General features: G+C 44.9%; 14 protein-coding genes and 4 pseudogenes. All 18 read left to right on the top strand.

Features of this window, described 5'->3' with window-relative positions; all coding sequences use genetic code 11:
* Window positions 1-949: 949 nt before the first annotated feature.
* Window positions 950-1,764: pseudogene (dprA, locus tag JCM19037_RS01165) on the top strand (DNA-processing protein DprA).
* A 141-nt stretch (window positions 1,765-1,905) separates the two neighbouring features.
* Window positions 1,906-3,978, top strand: a pseudogene (topA, locus tag JCM19037_RS01160) (type I DNA topoisomerase).
* A gap of 142 nt (window positions 3,979-4,120) precedes the next feature.
* The gene (gene trmFO / locus JCM19037_RS01155; protein ID WP_373900131.1) at window positions 4,121-5,434 is read left to right on the top strand and encodes an FADH(2)-oxidizing methylenetetrahydrofolate--tRNA-(uracil(54)-C(5))-methyltransferase TrmFO; all 1,314 of its coding nucleotides are present in this window, start codon (window positions 4,121-4,123) and stop codon (window positions 5,432-5,434) included.
* Window positions 5,435-6,004: 570 nt separating this feature from the next.
* Window positions 6,005-6,370: a tyrosine-type recombinase/integrase gene (locus JCM19037_RS26400; protein ID WP_304412680.1), complete on the top strand. Its 366-nt coding sequence runs from the start codon at window positions 6,005-6,007 to the stop codon at window positions 6,368-6,370.
* Window positions 6,371-6,403: 33 nt separating this feature from the next.
* A complete protein-coding gene (gene hslV / locus JCM19037_RS01145; protein ID WP_042396921.1) occupies window positions 6,404-6,943 on the top strand; it encodes an ATP-dependent protease subunit HslV in 540 nt (179 codons plus the stop codon).
* A gap of 41 nt (window positions 6,944-6,984) precedes the next feature.
* Entirely contained in the window at window positions 6,985-8,391 is a 1,407-nt protein-coding gene (gene hslU / locus JCM19037_RS01140) for an ATP-dependent protease ATPase subunit HslU (protein WP_042396918.1), read from the top strand.
* 27 nt (window positions 8,392-8,418) lie between these two features.
* Window positions 8,419-9,198 (top strand): GTP-sensing pleiotropic transcriptional regulator CodY, encoded by a 780-nt coding sequence (codY, locus tag JCM19037_RS01135; protein ID WP_042396916.1) that lies wholly within the window; start codon window positions 8,419-8,421, stop codon window positions 9,196-9,198.
* A gap of 468 nt (window positions 9,199-9,666) precedes the next feature.
* The gene (gene flgB / locus JCM19037_RS01130; protein WP_042396913.1) at window positions 9,667-10,056 is read left to right on the top strand and encodes a flagellar basal body rod protein FlgB; all 390 of its coding nucleotides are present in this window, start codon (window positions 9,667-9,669) and stop codon (window positions 10,054-10,056) included.
* A complete protein-coding gene (flgC, locus tag JCM19037_RS01125; protein WP_042396912.1) occupies window positions 10,057-10,503 on the top strand; it encodes a flagellar basal body rod protein FlgC in 447 nt (148 codons plus the stop codon).
* Window positions 10,504-10,550: 47 nt separating this feature from the next.
* Window positions 10,551-10,835, top strand: a complete 285-nt coding sequence (fliE, locus tag JCM19037_RS01120) for a flagellar hook-basal body complex protein FliE (RefSeq protein ID WP_042396981.1) — start codon at window positions 10,551-10,553, stop codon at window positions 10,833-10,835.
* Window positions 10,836-10,945: 110 nt separating this feature from the next.
* Window positions 10,946-12,442 (top strand): flagellar basal-body MS-ring/collar protein FliF, encoded by a 1,497-nt coding sequence (fliF, locus tag JCM19037_RS01115; protein WP_152548883.1) that lies wholly within the window; start codon window positions 10,946-10,948, stop codon window positions 12,440-12,442.
* Window positions 12,443-12,454: 12 nt separating this feature from the next.
* Window positions 12,455-13,467 (top strand): annotated as a pseudogene (fliG, locus tag JCM19037_RS01110) (flagellar motor switch protein FliG).
* Window positions 13,460-14,257 carry a flagellar assembly protein FliH gene (gene fliH / locus JCM19037_RS01105; RefSeq protein WP_042396909.1) on the top strand — a complete coding sequence of 266 codons (798 nt, stop codon included), beginning with the start codon at window positions 13,460-13,462 and terminating at the stop codon, window positions 14,255-14,257. Before fliG ends, fliH begins: the two are co-directional and overlap by 8 nt.
* Window positions 14,244-15,550, top strand: a pseudogene (gene fliI, locus JCM19037_RS01100) (flagellar protein export ATPase FliI). Before fliH ends, fliI begins: the two are co-directional and overlap by 14 nt.
* Before the next feature lie 7 nt (window positions 15,551-15,557).
* The gene (gene fliJ, locus JCM19037_RS01095) at window positions 15,558-15,998 is read left to right on the top strand and encodes a flagellar export protein FliJ (protein WP_042396906.1); all 441 of its coding nucleotides are present in this window, start codon (window positions 15,558-15,560) and stop codon (window positions 15,996-15,998) included.
* Window positions 15,999-16,007: 9 nt separating this feature from the next.
* Window positions 16,008-16,541: a magnesium transporter MgtE N-terminal domain-containing protein gene (locus JCM19037_RS01090; RefSeq protein WP_042396903.1), complete on the top strand. Its 534-nt coding sequence runs from the start codon at window positions 16,008-16,010 to the stop codon at window positions 16,539-16,541.
* Window positions 16,542-16,580: 39 nt separating this feature from the next.
* Entirely contained in the window at window positions 16,581-17,756 is a 1,176-nt protein-coding gene (locus JCM19037_RS01085) for a flagellar hook-length control protein FliK (RefSeq protein ID WP_152548882.1), read from the top strand.
* Window positions 17,753-18,049 (top strand): flagellar hook capping FlgD N-terminal domain-containing protein, encoded by a 297-nt coding sequence (locus JCM19037_RS01080; RefSeq protein ID WP_052363412.1) that lies wholly within the window; start codon window positions 17,753-17,755, stop codon window positions 18,047-18,049. The genes JCM19037_RS01085 and JCM19037_RS01080 overlap by 4 nt, the downstream gene beginning before the upstream one ends.
* Window positions 18,050-18,178: the final 129 nt, after the last annotated feature.

Below are 18,178 nucleotides of genomic sequence, written 5' to 3'. Positions count from 1 at the left end.
GTACAGCTATTAAGATGCAACATCGGTGGCCAAAAGACAGCCACCGTGTTTTCTATGCACTCCAGAGCACAAGTGCAACATCGGTGGCCAAAGTACGCCCCCCGTGTTTTCTATGTACTCCCGTTACACGGTTCTCGTTTCTGGCCTACTGGTCACGGTGTGGAAAGAAGCCTAAATGCCCCATATATTCATTTGTGTGACACTTGAGAAAGAAAAATCATCATTTTAAATGTGAATGCGCACATAAACGGAGTCAACGGTCACAAATCTGAATATATGTGACCGTTGAGGGCCGAAAGTGCATGGTTTAAAAGCTGGATTGTCACATACGTGATAGTAGATCACACGCTTGCATCAGGTGGTGACCATCGGTCACGTCTTTTTACCATTCAGGAAACGTCTTCTGTGTTGCCGGCAACCCTTGCAGTAACGAACAACGATCGACATTGAAGTGAGATGAACTTCAACAGGCCATCGGTAGGCGTTTGCCTGTAAAGACCGTTCTCGGTCATCGGATTCAGTGAAATCCTTTCGTTCTACTTATATAGATAAGCATCGATTGGAAGCAGAAAGAGGCAAAAGGTCACATAGGAGTGAAACTGATTCCAATCGGCGATCCTTTGGAAATAATTTTTAAGTTGCACGTTCAAACTCGACTATAGGCTCCGTGAATGTCATTACTTCATCGTGTTAAATAGTAGATGTCGTCTTGAGCAATTCTGATTGCAGATCAGTTATCTGGCTGTAATGGTTTAAACGAAGGGCCTAGTGGACAGCGTCACTAATGTGTAGTGTTTATTGCTACAAAAAATAAAGAGGCAAAGCATTCGTACTGGACAACAGTTATTTTTTCTTATAATATAACAGAATATTCAAAGATTACCTGAAAGGAGCGGTTCAGATTAACGAAACGCGCAATCGCCTCATTTACCTCCACTCTTCACCCCGCATGACCTCCGCATCTTTACGTCAATTGCTACTCAAAGTGCCTACGCTAGATATTTTTCGTCTTTCACACGAATCATTACAACAGATCACAAACCGCCGTTCTGATATCATACAGCAGTGGCAACACTATTGGCGAACGAGAACGGTCGACGAAGTCGTCTGTCGCTATACGAAAGGCTCCGTTCGCTCTGTGACGATCGTAGATGAGGAGTATCCAGACCGTTTTCGGTATTTATCCGACCCACCACCCGTTTTGTATGTGTCAGGAAACGAGCATTTGTTAAATTGCACCCGAACACTCGCTGTTGTCGGTACGAGAAGTCCAAGTGAATACGGTAAAGCTCGTTTAAATGAGTTACTCGTTCCCGTTGTTCAGCAAAACACGGTTATCGTAAGTGGCTCGCGCGGGGAATTGATACGCTTGCCCATAAGCTTGCGATTGGTAATAACGGCAAGACAATTGCGGTCATTGGGAGTGGCCACAACCACATTTATCCAAAAGAAAATCAAGGTCTCGCCAAGACGATCAGTCAAAATCATTTGCTACTTAGTGAGTATCCACCAGATGTGGTGCCACAAAAATGGCATTTTCCAGAGAGAAACCGATTAATTAGCGCCTTAGGGGATTTGCTGTTTGTTGTGGAAGCAGGTGAAAGGTCAGGTACACTTATTACGGTTGATTGCGCTTTAGAGCAAGGGAAAGACGTCTGTGCCTTACCTGGGAATGTCGGTGTGAGCACGAGTGTTGGGACGAATCGGCTGATTCAACAAGGTGCTAAAATGGTGTTAACCGTAGACGATCTAATCCCTTCTTAAATATCCGCTTTTAGATGCATGTATTGTCGTAATTTCATAAAAATTCACCGATTTATGGACACTAGTGTTTGACAAATTGTAAATGGGTGTTCAATAATAGGGAAGGTTTACATTTAAAAAGAGGGGGAGGAAACTCTAGAGATGGCAGATTACCTTGTAATCGTTGAATCTCCCGCAAAAGCGAAAACCATTGGAAAGTATTTGGGAAAAAAATATACGGTTAAAGCGTCCATGGGCATATCCGTGATTTACCTAAATCTCAGATGGGCGTGAATGTGGAGCAAGACTACGATCCGAAATATATAACGATCCGTGGAAAGGGCCCAGTCCTAAAAGAATTAAAACAAGCAGCCAAGAAAGCGAAACGAATCTATCTTGCTGCCGACCCCGACCGTGAAGGGGAAGCGATTGCGTGGCATTTAGCGCATAGCTAGATATTGACCAGGACTCGGATTGCCGCGTTGTGTTTAATGAGATCACTAAAGATGCGATTAAGGGTGCGTTTAAGACCCCACGTCCCATTAATATGGACCTTGTTGACTCGCAACAGGCACGGCGCATCCTCGATCGTCTCGTTGGGTACAACATTAGCCCGTTATTATGGAAGAAAGTTAAAAAGGGGTTAAGTGCCGGACGTGTCCAATCGGTTGCTGTAAAGATGATTAATGAGCGGGAAAAAGAAATCCAACAATTTGAACCTGAAGAGTATTGGTCCATTCGCGGGCAATTCTCTTATGAAAAAGAAACGTTTGATGCACAATTTTATGGTGTGGATAAAAAGAAACAATCCCTCCATACGGAAGAAGATGTGAAAAACGTACTCGCCAAACTCGAGGGTAACGATTTTCATATTGACACCGTAACAAAAAAGGAACGAAAGCGTAATCCAGTACAACCGTTTACGACATCTTCTTTGCAACAAGAAGCGGCTCGTAAATTAAATTTTCGAGCGAAGAAAACAATGATGTTGGCACAACAGCTGTATGAAGGTGTGGATCTTGGAAAAGAAGGGACTGTCGGTTTAATTACGTATATGCGTACCGACTCCACACGTATTTCCAATACCGCTAAAGAAGAAGCGCGGGAGTACATTGAGAACAAGTACGGCAAAGAATACCTCGGGGCTGAACGAAAACAAACAAAACAAAATGAAAATGCCCAAGATGCTCACGAGGCCATTCGACCGACAACCGTTGCAAAAGAACCAAAAGAAGTGAAAAGCTACTTGTCAAGAGACCAGTTGCGTCTTTATCGACTCATTTGGGAGCGTATGGTTTCAAGCCGGATGGCTCCTGCTGTAATGGATACGATGAGTGTCGACTTGACGAACAACGGTGTGTTGTTTCGGGCAACAGGATCTAAAGTGAAGTTTCCTGGTTTCATGAAAGTGTACGTTGAAGGTAATGATGACGGCAACGAAGAAGATGACAAGAAGTATTTGCCTGAGCTTAAGGAAGGCGAGACGGCAACGTCAACAGAGCTAAATGAAAACCAACATTTCACGCAGCCCCCGCCAAGGTACACAGAAGCACGGCTCGTACGGACGATGGAAGAGCTTGGCATCGGCAGGCCGTCGACGTACGCTCCAACGCTCGACACGATTCAAAGAAGAGGTTACGTCGCGCTCCAAGATCGACGTTTCGTGCCTACTGAATTAGGAGAAATTGTTCTTGATCTGATCGTTGAGTTCTTCCCTGAGATCTTAAATGTCAAGTTTACAGCTCGAATGGAAACAGATTGGATGAGATTGAAGCAGGTAATGCGGACTGGATTGGCATTATTGACGATTTCTACAAAGGGTTTGAAAAGCGTCTCGACGTTGCGGAGAAAGAAATGCAAGAAGTTGAGATTAAAGACGAGCCCGCTGGTGAAGATTGTGAAGTGTGTGGCAATCCGATGGTCATTAAAATGGGCCGATACGGAAAGTTCATGGCATGTTCCAACTTCCCAGATTGCCGCAATACAAAAGCGATTGTTAAGAAGATTGGCGTCACTTGCCCGACGTGCAAAAAAGGCGATGTGGTTGAGCGAAAGAGCAAAAAACAACGGACATTTTTTGGGTGTGAACGGTACCCAGAATGTGAATTTGTTTCTTGGGACAAACCGATTGCTAGGCCATGTCCTAAATGTCAACAATTGCTCGTGGAGAAGAAAACGAAAAAAGAAGTTCGAGTACAATGTACCAAGTGTGATTACGAAGAAGAACCAAACTAAGACACAAGCGCCCCTTTCTGTAGAAGGGGCGCTTCCTTATGTGTAAATTTGTTCACTGAATGTTTGTTTTTCTAACAAACGGGCAATCACGTATAATGGAAAGATAAGGGGATGTACGTAATCTAAAAACGAGGTGATGAATGTGAGTCAATATCCATCTGTAAATGTAATTGGTGCTGGCCTTGCAGGAAGTGAAGCAACATGGCAACTTGTAAATCGCGGCGTGCCCGTAACGCTTTATGAAATGAGACCGGTGAAAAAGACACCCGCCCACCATACAGAACAATTTGCTGAACTCGTCTGCACGAACTCGCTACGAGGCAACTCATTGGCCAATGCCGTTGGTGTTCTAAAAGAAGAAATGCGATATTTAGATTCACTCGTCATTCAATCTGCCGATGCAAGTGCAGTTCCGGCAGGCGGGGCACTTGCTGTTGATCGGCATGACTTTGCTGGAAAAGTGACAAACACTCTTCACAATCATCCTCTCGTTACGGTCGTGCGCGATGAAGTTTCAGAGGTTCCTGATGGTCCGACAATTATTGCGACGGGCCCATTGACGTCGTCAGCGTTGTCAGAGAGCATTATCAATTTGACAGGAAAAGATCAACTGTACTTTTACGATGCGGCAGCTCCAATCGTGGAAACCGACTCGATTAATATGGACAAGGTGTACTACAAATCGCGCTATGACAAAGGGGAAGCGGCGTACATTAACTGCGCGATGACAGAGGCTGAGTTTAAGATTTTCTATGATGCACTCATTCGCGCAGAAACCGTCCCGTTGCGTGAATTTGAAAAGAAAATGTTTTTTGAAGGTTGTATGCCTGTCGAAGTAATGGCAGCAAGAGGAGAAAAGACACTTCTCTTTGGACCAATGAAGCCCGTTGGTCTAGAACACCCTGAAACGGGAGAACGCCCATATGCAGTCGTTCAACTGCGTCAAGATAATATTGAAGGCAGTCTTTACAACATTGTCGGATTTCAGACACATATGAAATGGGGACCACAAAAAGAAGTGATCCGCCTTATTCCTGGTCTAGAGAATGTGGACATCGTCCGGTACGGCGTGATGCATCGAAACACGTTTATGAAGAGCCCGACACTTCTTCATCCAACGTATCAATATAAAGAGCGGAATGATTTGTTCTTTGCAGGTCAAATGACCGGTGTAGAAGGGTACGTAGAATCCGCTGCTTCTGGGCTTGTTGCAGGCATTAACGCGGCAAACCTTGTGAAAGGGAATGAATTAACGGTTTTCCCAAAAGAAACGATGATCGGTGCAATGGCAGAATATATTACGACGGCAGATCCTGATCATTTTCAACCAATCAATGCAAATTTCGGGCTTGTGCCTCGTCCGAAAGAGCGAATGAAAAAGAAAGAAAGGTACGAGTATCTTGGACGAACAGCGTTGAGTTCCGTTCAGAATTTTATGAAAAAAGAAGGCGTTTAGGTTGCGATTGCTCAGGTTATGTGATAGAATTTAGTCGCTTTAATGAGGTGAATGATCATGTGTACAACTGCACAAGATCCTTATCAAAGATTTTTTCAATATCTACAAGTGGAGAAGAATGCTTTTGTGCACACAATCAAAGCATACAGTCGTTAACTCGAAGATTGGAAGAATTTCTTGGATGCTGAGAGCGTGGATGCAGGATGCTTGTCTGCACAGAATGTGTACATTCGACTTTATTTGACGCGATTACATGATAAAGGTTTAAAACGCACGAGCATCGCTCGTGAATGATCCGGATTAAGAACGTTTTATCGTTTCTTAAAACGGGAATCAATGGTTTCGGAGAACCCTACAGCATTTACACACTTCCCCTCGCAACCCAATCGCTTACCGCGATTTATGTATGAAGAAGAACTACAAGTATTGTTTGATGCTTGTGGAGGTGACTCCCCGCTTCAACAAAGAGATCTGGCTATGATAGCGCTCCTTTACGCAACGGGCATTTGAGCAAGTGAACTTATCGGTCTTCAAGTCAAACACATCGATAATCATGCTGACCTCATTCTTATGCTTGGTAAAGGGCGAAAGGAACGATACGTTCCAGTTGGAGTCCTTGCGGTGGCGGCCGTTCGACGATATATGGAAGATGGCAGGCAAGCGTTGCTGCAGCATGAAGAAACAGGAGTGTTCTTGAATTTCCGCTCGGGTCCACTTACGGATCGTGGGCTTCGCTACATTCTTACGAAACGGGTTCGAGAAGCTTCGCACACCTTACACATTTCTCCGCATAGTCTAAGGCATACATTCGCAACACATCTGTTGAACGAAGGTGCGGATTTACGAGCGGTACAGGAGTTGCTCAGGGTTCTTGACCTGTCAACAACTCAACCGCTATTCTCTCGTAACGACAGAGCGTCTGCGAAAGGTCTATAAAGGTGCACATCCACGCACCTGAGAGGAGGCAACATGGAACAGTCTTTCCATGCGACAACGATTTTTGCCATTCGCCACAACGGAAAAGGGGCGATGGCAGGTGACGGTCAAGTAACGTTCGGTCAGGCAACGGTGATGAAGCACTCAGCAAAGAAGATTCGAAGAATCTACAACGGGAAAGTTGTTGCAGGATTTGCCGGTTCGGTTGCAGATGCATTCACGCTGTTTGATATGTTTGAAGGGAAACTTCAAGAAGCCAGTGGTCAATTAGACCGAGCAGCAATTAATCTAGCGAAAGAATGGCGCAATGATAAAGTGCTCCGCAAATTAGAAGCCATGCTACTCGTCATGAATGAGGAGAAGTTGTTACTCGTTGCGGGTACAGGAGAGATCATCGAACCCGATGATGGCATGATTGCCATCGGGTCAGGTGGGTTCTATGCGCTGGCAGCAGGTAGAGTCCTTGCCAAGCATTCATCTCTTAGTGCCAAAGAAATTGCTGAAGAAGCATTACGGACAGCTGGAGACATTTGTGTGTATACCAATCATGAACGAATCGTTGAAGAAATTTAATCATTCTCCTTTGTGAGATGATAAAGGATAGGTGATGGCTTTTGGAACATGCCAATCAAACACCAAAGCAAATTGTAAACAAATTGGATCAATATATTGTTGGCCAATCTGGGGCGAAACGAGCGGTAGCCGTTGCGCTTCGAAATCGGTATCGAAGAAGTAAAGTTGCAGAAAGTATGCGAGATGAAATTACACCGAAGAACATTTTGATGATTGGTCCTACCGGTGTCGGAAAAACCGAGATTGCCAGACGATTATCAAAGCTCGTCGGTGCGCCGTTTGTAAAAGTCGAAGCGACGAAATTCACCGAAGTCGGTTACATCGGTCGCGACGTTGAATCGATGGTGCGTGACTTAGTGGAAGTCGCGGTGCGCCTCGTAAAAGACGAAGCGACAAAGGCTGTAAAGCCGCAAGCAGACTCGCTTGCTAACGAACGACTTGTTGAGTTGTTAGCCCCGTCAAAAAAGAAGAATCAATCGTACAAAAATCCGTTGGAGATGTTTTTTAACCAAGGCGGAGCCGCTCAACAAGATGTGGATGACCTTGAAGATGCGGATCAGCAATCGTTAAAGGAACAGAGAAAACGAATTGCAGCTCAGCTTGAAACAGGTGAGCTAGAAGATACAACGGTAACGGTTGAAGTAGATGAGCAAAATGCTGGACTGATGGATATGTTTCAAGGGTCTGGTATGGAGCAGATGGGCATGAACATGCAAGACATGCTTGGCAACATGATGCCAAAGCGTAAGAAGAAGCGCAGACTAACTGTAAAAGAAGCGCGCAAAGTTCTGGCTGATGATGAAGCACAAAAGCTTGTTGATATGGAAGAGATTAGCCAAAAAGCTGTTGAGAAGACAGAGCAACTTGGCATGATTTTTATCGATGAGATTGATAAAGTTGCAGGAAAACAGCAGAACAACAGTGTTGACGTATCTCGAGAAGGTGTTCAAAGAGATATCCTTCCTATTGTGGAAGGAGCAACGGTAACGACGAAATATGGACCTGTGCAAACCGACCACATATTGTTCGTTGCTGCTGGTGCATTCCACATTTCAAGACCGTCAGATCTCATTCCCGAACTGCAAGGGCGTTTTCCGATTCGTGTGGAACTTGATAACCTCACGAAAGATGACTTTGTGCGGATTTTAAAAGAGCCTGACAATGCGCTGCTCAAACAATATGCAGCACTTTTGGAAACTGAAGGTATAATCGTTGAATTTTCTGACGAAGCTGTAGTTAGATTGGCTGAACTTGCAGAGCATGTAAATCGAACGACGGAGAACATTGGCGCAAGACGCTTGCACACACTACTGGAACGTTTACTTGAAGACCTATCTTTTGAAGCGACAGATGTGACGTTAGAAAAGATTACGATCACGCCGTCTTATGTGGATGATAAGCTCAAAGACGTTGCAGCGAACCAAGATACCAGCCACTTTATATTGTAATATATGAATAGGAGGATCTATTAACAGATGGAACTATTAACGAAGTCTAGAAAGATCAATGAGATGCTACAAAAATCAGCGGGGCAACATGTGGACTTTAAAGACATGGCAGAAACATTGCGCGATGTCATCACAGCGAACGTATTCGTTGTCAGTAGAAGAGGGAAGTTGCTCGGTTATTCCATTCAACAAGAGATCGAGCACGATAAGATTGACCGCATTTTAGAGGAGCGTCAATTCCCTGAAGAGTATACAGAAGGATTATTTGGGGTTGCTGAAACATCTCCAAACCTTGATATTGACAGCAAGTACACAGCATTCCCTGTTGAAAACCGTGAACTATTTAAAACAGGACTTACAACCATTGTTCCAATCATCGGTGGAGGACAACGTATTGGTACGCTCATTCTTGCCCGCTTGAATGACTCTTTCAGTGATGATGATCTCATTCTAGCTGAGTATGGAGCTACGATTGTCGGCATGGAGATCCTCCATGAGAAAGCTCAAGAAATTGAAGAAGAAGCAAGAAGTAAAGCGGTTGTTCAAATGGCGATTAGCTCATTATCTTACAGTGAGTTAGAAGCGGTTGAGCATATCTTTGAAGAACTTGACGGCAAAGAAGGCTTACTTGTCGCAAGTAAAATTGCTGACCGTGTAGGAATTACACGTTCTGTCATCGTGAATGCACTTCGTAAGTTAGAAAGTGCCGGTGTCATTGAATCTCGTTCCCTAGGAATGAAAGGTACGTATATTAAAGTGTTAAATGGAAAGTTTCTTACAGAACTTGAAAGACTAAGAGACGAGTAAATAAGCAAAGCAAAAGCCCCATTCCTGATAAAAGGAGTGGGGCTTTTTTCGTGTTTGTTATGACGAAATGACCAGTCCTTTTGGTGTGCACTTAGTGAAGAAGGCATGTGCCTATAGAAGGTGAACGCAAGCATGAAATGAAATCCGACAAAAAATACCAATATTAGGAAAGTGGTGAGGGGTTTTCTCCTGTCTATTTTGCAGTGCTCATGTCGAAACGAAAACATATTACTGGTCTTTAAGACTATCGTTTTGGAAGTGGTGAATTGGGTTTAGTTAAAAAGTATTAATATAATCGAACATTTAATAGTCCGTAGCTCGTGTTTTCATGAAAATTTTAGATTATAATAGAAAAATTGTCGACGTTGACTACAATTTAAAGAGACGAAGTTCACAATACATAAGTACCGAACTGAGTGCGTTGAATCGTGTAGTGATTCGGACGAATCATACAGGGAGGGTTAGCGAATGAGCTTAATATCCAATACAATGCTTTCTTTGGAAAGAGGTTTGAATGCATCATCGATGCAACAACAAGCGATATCTAACAATATAGCCAATATCGATACACCGAATTATAAGGCAAGGCGTGTTGACTTTCAGTCTGCCCTCACCGACGCACAGGCGAAATTGGATGCATACCGAACAGATGAGCGTCATGTACCTTTTTCAAGTGGAGGAAGGGAACCATTGATGAAAAGAGATACCGATACAGCATTCAACCATAATGGCAACAATGTTGATCTGGACCATGAGATGGCGATGATGGCAAACAATCAAATTTATTACAATGCCGTTGCCGAACGATTAAACGGACAATTCAGCTCCTTAAAAACTGCGATTCGAGGAGGGAACTAGATGAGTATGTTTGCAGGTATGAATCATACCGCTTCCGCACTAACCGCTCAACGGCTTCGTATGGATGTGGCTGCTGGCAATATGGCCAATGCGGAAACGACGCGTGGGCAAATGGTGGATGGGGAATGGCAGCCTTATCGTCGTAAGATGGTCACGATGGGCAGCGGTGCGCAGTCGTCGTTTGCGTCACATTTGCGAGCTGCAGAGAATCGTGCAAATGGGGTTCAGGTTACGGGAATTGTAGAAGATGAAACCCCGTTTGAACAAATGTATGCACCAGGCCATCCTGATGCGAACGAAGAAGGTATGCTTTTTCTTCCGAATGTGGACCCATTAAAAGAGATGGTCGATATTATGGGGGCAACGCGTTCATATGAAGCGAATGTTACCGTATTTGATGCTCACAAAGGCATGATGATGAAAGCGTTGGAAATTGGACGTACATAACTAGAGGGGGTTAAGTAATGGAGGGTGGCAACACAATTCAACCGTTTATGCCTGTAGGTTACAGTGGAAACGTTGCTTCTAGTAGTCGCACGCACACACCGGCTGATGCGCATGGCGCGTTTCATGAGTTGCTAAAAGGTGCAATTGAGAACGTGAACGACCAACAGATCGAATCACGGCAAATGACCGAAAAACTCGTTTCAGGTGAAGTAGATAACCTTCATGATGTAATCATCGCTTCAGAGAAAGCCGGTATTGCGATGCAAACTACGATTGAAGTGCGTAACAAAGCCATCGAGGCTTATGAAACGATCATGAGAATGCAAGTGTAGCATCTCTAAGCGGAAGTAGGCGGGACGAACCATGAATGAGAAGATTGAACAAATGAAGGCGCAGACCATTACGTTGGACGTCCAAAACAAAGAAGCAAAAAGGCTTCTTTATCGGTTCGGTCATTGTCGTTCTATTACTAATCGTAATGTTGCTATTTTTCACATTGCGCACAAACTATGCACCGCTCTACAGCAATTTGTCCGTTGAGGAAACAGGACAAATTAAAGAGACGCTTGATAGCCGTGGGATTGCCAATACGATTAATGAAAATGGAACAGCGATTTATGTACCAAGAGACGTCGTTGATGATGTGAAAGTTGAGCTAGCTGCTGAGGGAATTCCGAGCACAGGCGCCATTAACTACGAAGATTTTCGTGATTCTCTTGGGTTTGGCATGACGGATAACGAATTTTCGGTCATGGAAAAAGCGGCAATGCAAACGGAATTGGAAGGGTTGATTCAGACGATCGATGGGGTTCAGTCCGCAACGGTCATGATACAGCTTCCAGAAGAGACAATTTGGCTTAGTGATGATCCTGGTGAGGCACAAGCGTCCATCGTACTTACGCTTGCAGGTGGTTATTCGCTCGATCCACATAACGTATCAGCACTTTTTAATCTCGTATCTAAAAGTATACCGAATTTGCCTACCGATAATATCGTCATCACTGACCAACTCTTTAACAATTATACATATGACCAAAGTGAGATGAGCGACAGTACCCTTCACGTTTACGACCAACAGCGAGAAATCCGACGAAACATAGAACAAGACATACAACAACGGCTTCAGCAGATGTTAGGGATGATGATGGGTCAAGATAAGGTCGTCGTTTCGGTAACCGCTGATGTTGATTTCACACAAGAGTACCGTGAGGAAGAGCTCGTCGAACCTGTGGATGAAGATACGACGGAAGGAATTGCAATCAGTGTAGAGCGTGTGTCTGAATACTATGAAGGCGGCGGAGTTCCTGAGGAAGGTGTCGTCGGAACAGGCGACGATGACATTGCCAACTACCCAGCTGTAGGGGCTGCAGGGGATGGCGATTACGAGCGAATTGAAGAGCGAATTAACAATGATGTGAATCGGATTCATCGACAAATCCAAGAAAGTCCATACACGGTTAGAGATTTAGGTGTCCAAGTCGTTGTGGAACCGCCGGACCCAACCGATTTAACATCCCTACCACCAACAGCGATTGGCGAAATTGAGGATATGCTCGAGACCGTTGTTTCAACAAGCATCGCTTCTCCATCGCTCGAAGATATGGAAGGGGATGTTGGTGACCGAATTGTCGTGACCGCACAGCCTTTATTTGGAAAAGCAGATGTTGAGGAAACCGCTCAATTTGCAATTCCTGCATGGGTTTACGTTGCAGGGGGCTTAGGGCTACTCGTCCTCATCGTAGCAGGCTGGCTGTTGTTAAGAAGAAACAATGACGAATTCGAAGAGTTTGAAGAAGAGACGTTTACCGAAACAGTCGAAGAAATCCCGACTGAAGACATTACACCAGGTGCTGAGCGTCGGAGGAAATTGGAACAGCTGGCAAGAGAGCGTCCAGAAGAATTTTCAAAACTACTGCGCACTTGGCTATCTGATGACTAAGGGGGTTCACAGATGAATCGAACGCGACAGAAGTACTCTGGCAAACAAAAAGCAGCAGCGCTATTAATTTCTCTTGGACCCGACGTATCTGCAAATGTATATAAACATTTACAGCAAGAAGAAATCGAACAGCTCACACTAGAGATTGCGAACGTTCGAAAAGTAGACAATGAAGACCGAGATCAGTTGATTCACGAATTTCATCAACTCGCGGTCGCTCAAGAATACATGACGCAAGGCGGCATCGGTTATGCCAAAGATGTGCTAGAGAAGGCGCTAGGAACCGATGAGGCGATGGCCATCATTACGAAGCTCACATCGACGTTGCAAGTGCGCCCGTTTGATTTTGCGCGCAAATCAGAGCCGGTTCAAATTCTTAATTTCATTCAAAATGAGCATCCACAAACGATCGCACTCGTCCTTTCTTACTTAGACCCCCACCAAAGTGGTCAAATACTTTCGGAGCTCTCTTCTGAAATGCAGTCGGATGTTGCAAAAAGAATTGCAACGATGGACCGGACGTCTCCGGAAATTATTAGTGAGGTGGAGGCGGTTCTCGAACAGAAATTGTCATCGACGTTCACTCATGATTATACGGAAGCTGGAGGAATAGAAGCGGTTGTTGACGTGCTTAACAGCGTCGATCGAAGCACCGAGCGAACGATTCTTGATTCATTAGAGATTCAAGATCCTGATCTGGCAGAAGAGATTAAAAAGCGGATGTTTGTGTTTGAAGACATTGTCACGCTTGACGCTAGGTCGATTCAACGCATCATTCGCGATGTAGACAATGAAGACTTGCAATTGTCACTTAAAATTGCAAGCGAGGAAGTTAGAAATATTCTATTTAGCAACATGAGTACGCGGATGGCAGAAACGTTCAAGGAAGAAATGGAGTATATGGGACCGGTTCGTTTGAAAGAAGTAGAAGACGCGCAAACGAGAATTGTCAACGCTGTGCGCCGTCTCGAAGAAGCTGGAGAAATTGTGATTGCTAGAGGTGGGGAGATGATGTGATTGTCTAACCTCATAAAACGGAATCGACAAAACAAAAGCTCAACGAATGAGCGCCCATTTTCTCTCGTCTTGCAACCGATTGAAAGAGAGACTGAACCTTCGAGTAAAGAATCGTCAGATGAGCAAGTCGAAGCCATGCAAGACACTGGTGTGAACATCGTTCGAGCCGCTCAAGAAAAAGCGGCCACGATTATTGAATCTGCCAAGCAAGAAGCGGCCCGTTTAGAAGCGTCACTCGTTGAAGAGAAAAAGCTTCATGAAGCTGAAGCGAAACGTCTGTACGAAGAACAACGAGAAGCGGGTTGGCAAAAGGGATATGAAAAAGGTCAACAAGAAGGACATGATACGTATTTGCAGGAAATTGACCGGGCAAAGCACGTCGTACAGGCGGCGAAGGAAGATTATGACCGGTACGTAGAACAAGCGGAAGAATCAATCTTACAACTAGCGATGGCGTTTGCCAAACAGATTGTTGGTCAAGAAGTGAGCGTACCAGAAGGCTATGACCAGTTTTTGAAACAAGCGATCGAGCAAGTAAAAGACGAAGAAGAAGTGCTCATTTACATCCATCCAAATCATTTTGCCGACACCGTGCAACGTCGCGGTGAGTATGAAGCATTGCTTACGATGGCGGAACGTGTTCGTTTTTTTGCAGACCCTACTCTAGAAGAAGATGGTTGCTTAATCAAAACGTCTTACGGGCATTTGGATGCGAGCGTTCACACACAATTGGATGGATTGCACACAGAATTAGAACACCGACTCGTTCGTGAGCGTGAGCACCATGAAAGCTATTAATCTCATAGAAGAACTCGCCACTGTCAACCAATACCAATGGTACGGCAACGTAACCCGAGTTGTCGGTTTAACGATTGAAGCTAGAGGCCCTCGAGCTGCAGTTGGAGAGATTTGTGAAATTAATCAAAATGACGGCTCGGTTGTATTAGCAGAAGTCGTTGGTTTTAAAGAAACGAATCTTTTGCTCATGCCTCTTTCCAAAACGAACCGTATTCAAACGGGTAGTCTCGTGAAAAATCGGAGAAAACCACTTGAAGTGGCTGTTGGAAATGACCTGATTGGCAAAGTCGTTGACGGCTTGGTCAGCCACTGAACGGTGAGCGGCTGCCTCGAGGCTTGAAAAAGGTTGCAGTAGAACAACCGTCACCCAACCCACTAACTCGTCCAAGAATTACAGAAACGATGCCGTTAGGCATTAAAGTGATTGATGGTTTGCTTACTGTTGGGGTAGGTCAACGAGTCGGCATTTTTGCAGGAAGTGGAGTCGGAAAGAGTACACTTCTTTCAATGATTACGAAGTCTTCAGCAGCCGATGTGAATGTGATTGCTTTAATTGGTGAACGAGGAAGAGAAGTTCGAGATTTTATTGAGAAAGAATTGGGCGAAGAGGGGATGAAGCGCTCGATTGTCGTCGCCGCAACTTCGGACCAGCCAGCGCTCGTCAGAATTAAAGGCGCACAGACGGCTACGGCTATCGCTGAATATTTCAGAGACCAAGGGAAACATGTGAACTTAATGATGGATTCGGTCACACGTTTTGCGATGGCGCAGCGAGAAGTTGGACTTGCTGCAGGGGAACCTCCGACAACAAAAGGATACACACCTTCAGTATTCGCGATGCTGCCTCAGCTGTTAGAGCGATCAGGCACGAGTGTAAACGGCGCAATCACTGCTTTTTATACCGTCCTTGTTGATGGGGATGACCTGAATGAACCGATCACAGATGCCGTGCGGGGGATTTTAGATGGTCATTTTATCTTGGACCGTAGTATTGCAAACCGAGGCCACTACCCAGCGATTGATGTATTAAAAAGCGTGAGCCGATTAATGAATGATATTACAGAAAAAGACCACCAACAGGCAGCGCAAACCATTCGTGAACGAATGAGTGCCTATCGTGATACGGAAGACTTAATTAGTGTAGGGGCGTACAAAAAAGGACACGCTAGATCGATTGACTTGGCGGTAGAGCTTCAACCAGAAATACAACGGTTTTTGCAACAGTCAACAGGAGAGCATGTTTCTTTAGACCAAACGCGCGCGTGGATGAATGACATTGCCATAAAGGAGTGACCGGGTCGTGACCTTTCGGTTTAGGTTAGAGAAGTTGTTGCAAGTAAAAGAGAATGAAGCGAACGATTGCCAGGTGAAATATAACGAAGCGGTCAAAAAATTCGAAACGGTCGGTTATGAACTGTACCACTGGCTCAAACAAAAAGAGACAACTAAACAAAAAGTCGACCAAAATGTGGTGGCGGGAACGACCATTGCCGCGCTACAAGAAGCAGAGCTAATGTCCAAACGATTGGAGAAACAAATTCTCATTTGGCAACATGAAGCCGATGTATCCCGGCAACATATGGTCAAAATGAAACAAGAGTGGCAAGCAGCAAACACCGAACTGAAAAAGCTTGAAAAAATGAAGGGAAAAAACAAGGAACGTGAGCGAGAAGAACAAAACCGTCTTGAGCAACTGCAATTGGATGAAACGGCGGTCATGCAATACATTCGAGCAGAGTAGGGGGAGGCTATGAAGAAAAAATCAAAAGACAAGCACTCCTCGTGGAGCGGCAAACAGTTTCTGCTGTTTGTCATACTTATCCCTGGTATTGTGCTCGCAACGATCTTGGCTGTTGTATTTTATGTATTGGATTTCAATCCATTGGAGACGTTCACGGCTGATTCTGAGGAAGGATTGCTCATTCGTGAAGAAGAGTCATCAAGTTCTGCAGATGTAGATGTGCTAGAACAACAACTGCTCGCTGCTGAGCAAACGATTGAGGCCCTTGAAGAAGAACTTGAACAATATGAAATTGATGCTGCGTTTGAGGGAGGGCAGCCACCAGAAGAAGATGCTGTTGACGAAGAACTTGCGCGTATTGCAAGAATCTATGAAAACATGAATCCGCGAAGAGCAGCAGATATTATGAGTGAGCTGAGTGGTGAGGAAATCGTCACCCACATGACAGAAATGAACGATCAATCCCGCTCAGGCATCTTGCAAAACATGGAAGCTGAGCTTGCAGCAGAAGTGATGACGATGCTAAGCGACCAAGACGATTGAAAGGAGGTGAACCGACTGATTACGACAGGGGTTTCAAGTTTGTTTACAGATAAGCTATTCCCGGAAAAGGAATCGCTAAAACCGGTTTTCGCTCAAGGAACAAAAGACGATTCATCAGCACCTGCATTCGCACAGCTGTTAGAAACGCTGAACAGGACACGAGAAGAAGAAATATCCGACACTGATACCCAAGAAGAAACCGTACTCGATACATTGTTATTACGAATAGCCGAATGGTTGACCTCACGCGAAGACGAGCCAGGAGAACAGCTACAGCAAGTACAAGTTGAGGTTGTTGAAGATCGTAACGAGCAAGAAACGGAGCGCGTGCGTGAAGAAACCGACCTCCGGTTAGCACATATTGAATCTCTCATCCAAGTTCTAGTCCATGAACCGACTTTGAGGGAAATGGCCTCTTCTTTGCAAGAAGTTCAGGTTATGATCGACACATTACGAAGGCAAGACGTACCGTCAACCGAGCAACTCGGTCGTTTGCAAAAGATCGTTCAGCGTATCATTGATCAACAAACAACATCTTCACCCGTTTTCAAAGAAACGGTAGTGAAGAAGATTGAAGCCGTTATTGAACGTGTAGAGCGACTGGAAACAAGCAATCAAAAACGCAGCCAACAAAATGAACGACCGGCACCCGTTTTGTTGGACGACCGTTTTATGAACAGTGCGTCACGGGTTGAATTTACGCCGTATTATGCGATGAGAGCGTTAGGCGCAGGGGAGCAGCTTCAAATTCATATCGGAACAGAAGATACAAAGCACCGACAAGAGTTACAGTTCCAACGGCAACTCCATTTTGTTCTCAATCGAGCACAGTTTCAACATGTTGGCGGAAAAGAGACACTCACCATTCGCCTTCATCCAGAACATCTAGGGAAGCTTCATATTGAGCTTGTCCGAACGAATGGTGTTATGGAAGCGCGTTTACTAACCGCTTCGGCAACCGCTCGAGAACTCATTGAAACACAGCTGCCTCAGCTCAGAAACGCTTTCCACCAACAACACATACAAGTCGAACGAGTCACCGTAGATGACATTGAGCAAAAACTTAATGATGAGCAAGCGGAGCGGGACCGAGAAGACGATGAAACGGCACAATACGAAGAATCATTGTCTGATGAACAAACGGACTTCCCTTCGTTCCAAGAGTGGCTAGCACAAACCATTGAAAAAGAAGAGGAGGAGAGCAAAACGTTATGAACGTGAACTTTCAAACCGCCGCTGCAGGCGAGCGTAATCAAGTGAACGGGGTACCGGTTGCAAAACCCGAAGATACGATTCTTGGAAAAGATGACTTCTTGAAACTTTTAATTCATCAACTGCAAAACCAAGATCCACTAGACCCGATGGACGATCGGGAATTCATCGCACAAATGGCTCAGTTTTCTTCCCTTGAGCAGTTGACGAACATGAATGCCAACATCCAACAGTTTACTCAGCAACAAGAACATACTTCACTCGTACAGCTAAGTGGCTTATCGGTAAACAAGTGAACTGGTACCGAATTATCGAAGATGATAACGGCTTTGAAGAACGTCACTATAGTGAAAATGAAGTCACTGCAGTACGAAGAATGAATCAGGGGAACTGCAAGTTCAGCTCGATACCGGTCGCTGGGTCGA

Origin of the sequence: Geomicrobium sp. JCM 19037 (genome assembly GCF_000698105.1) — a bacterium.
Classification (GTDB): Bacteria; Bacillota; Bacilli; order Bacillales; family Marinococcaceae; genus Geomicrobium_A.
The sequence above is the reverse complement of the archived record's forward strand: the minus strand, read 5'-3'. Positions and strand labels throughout refer to the sequence as shown.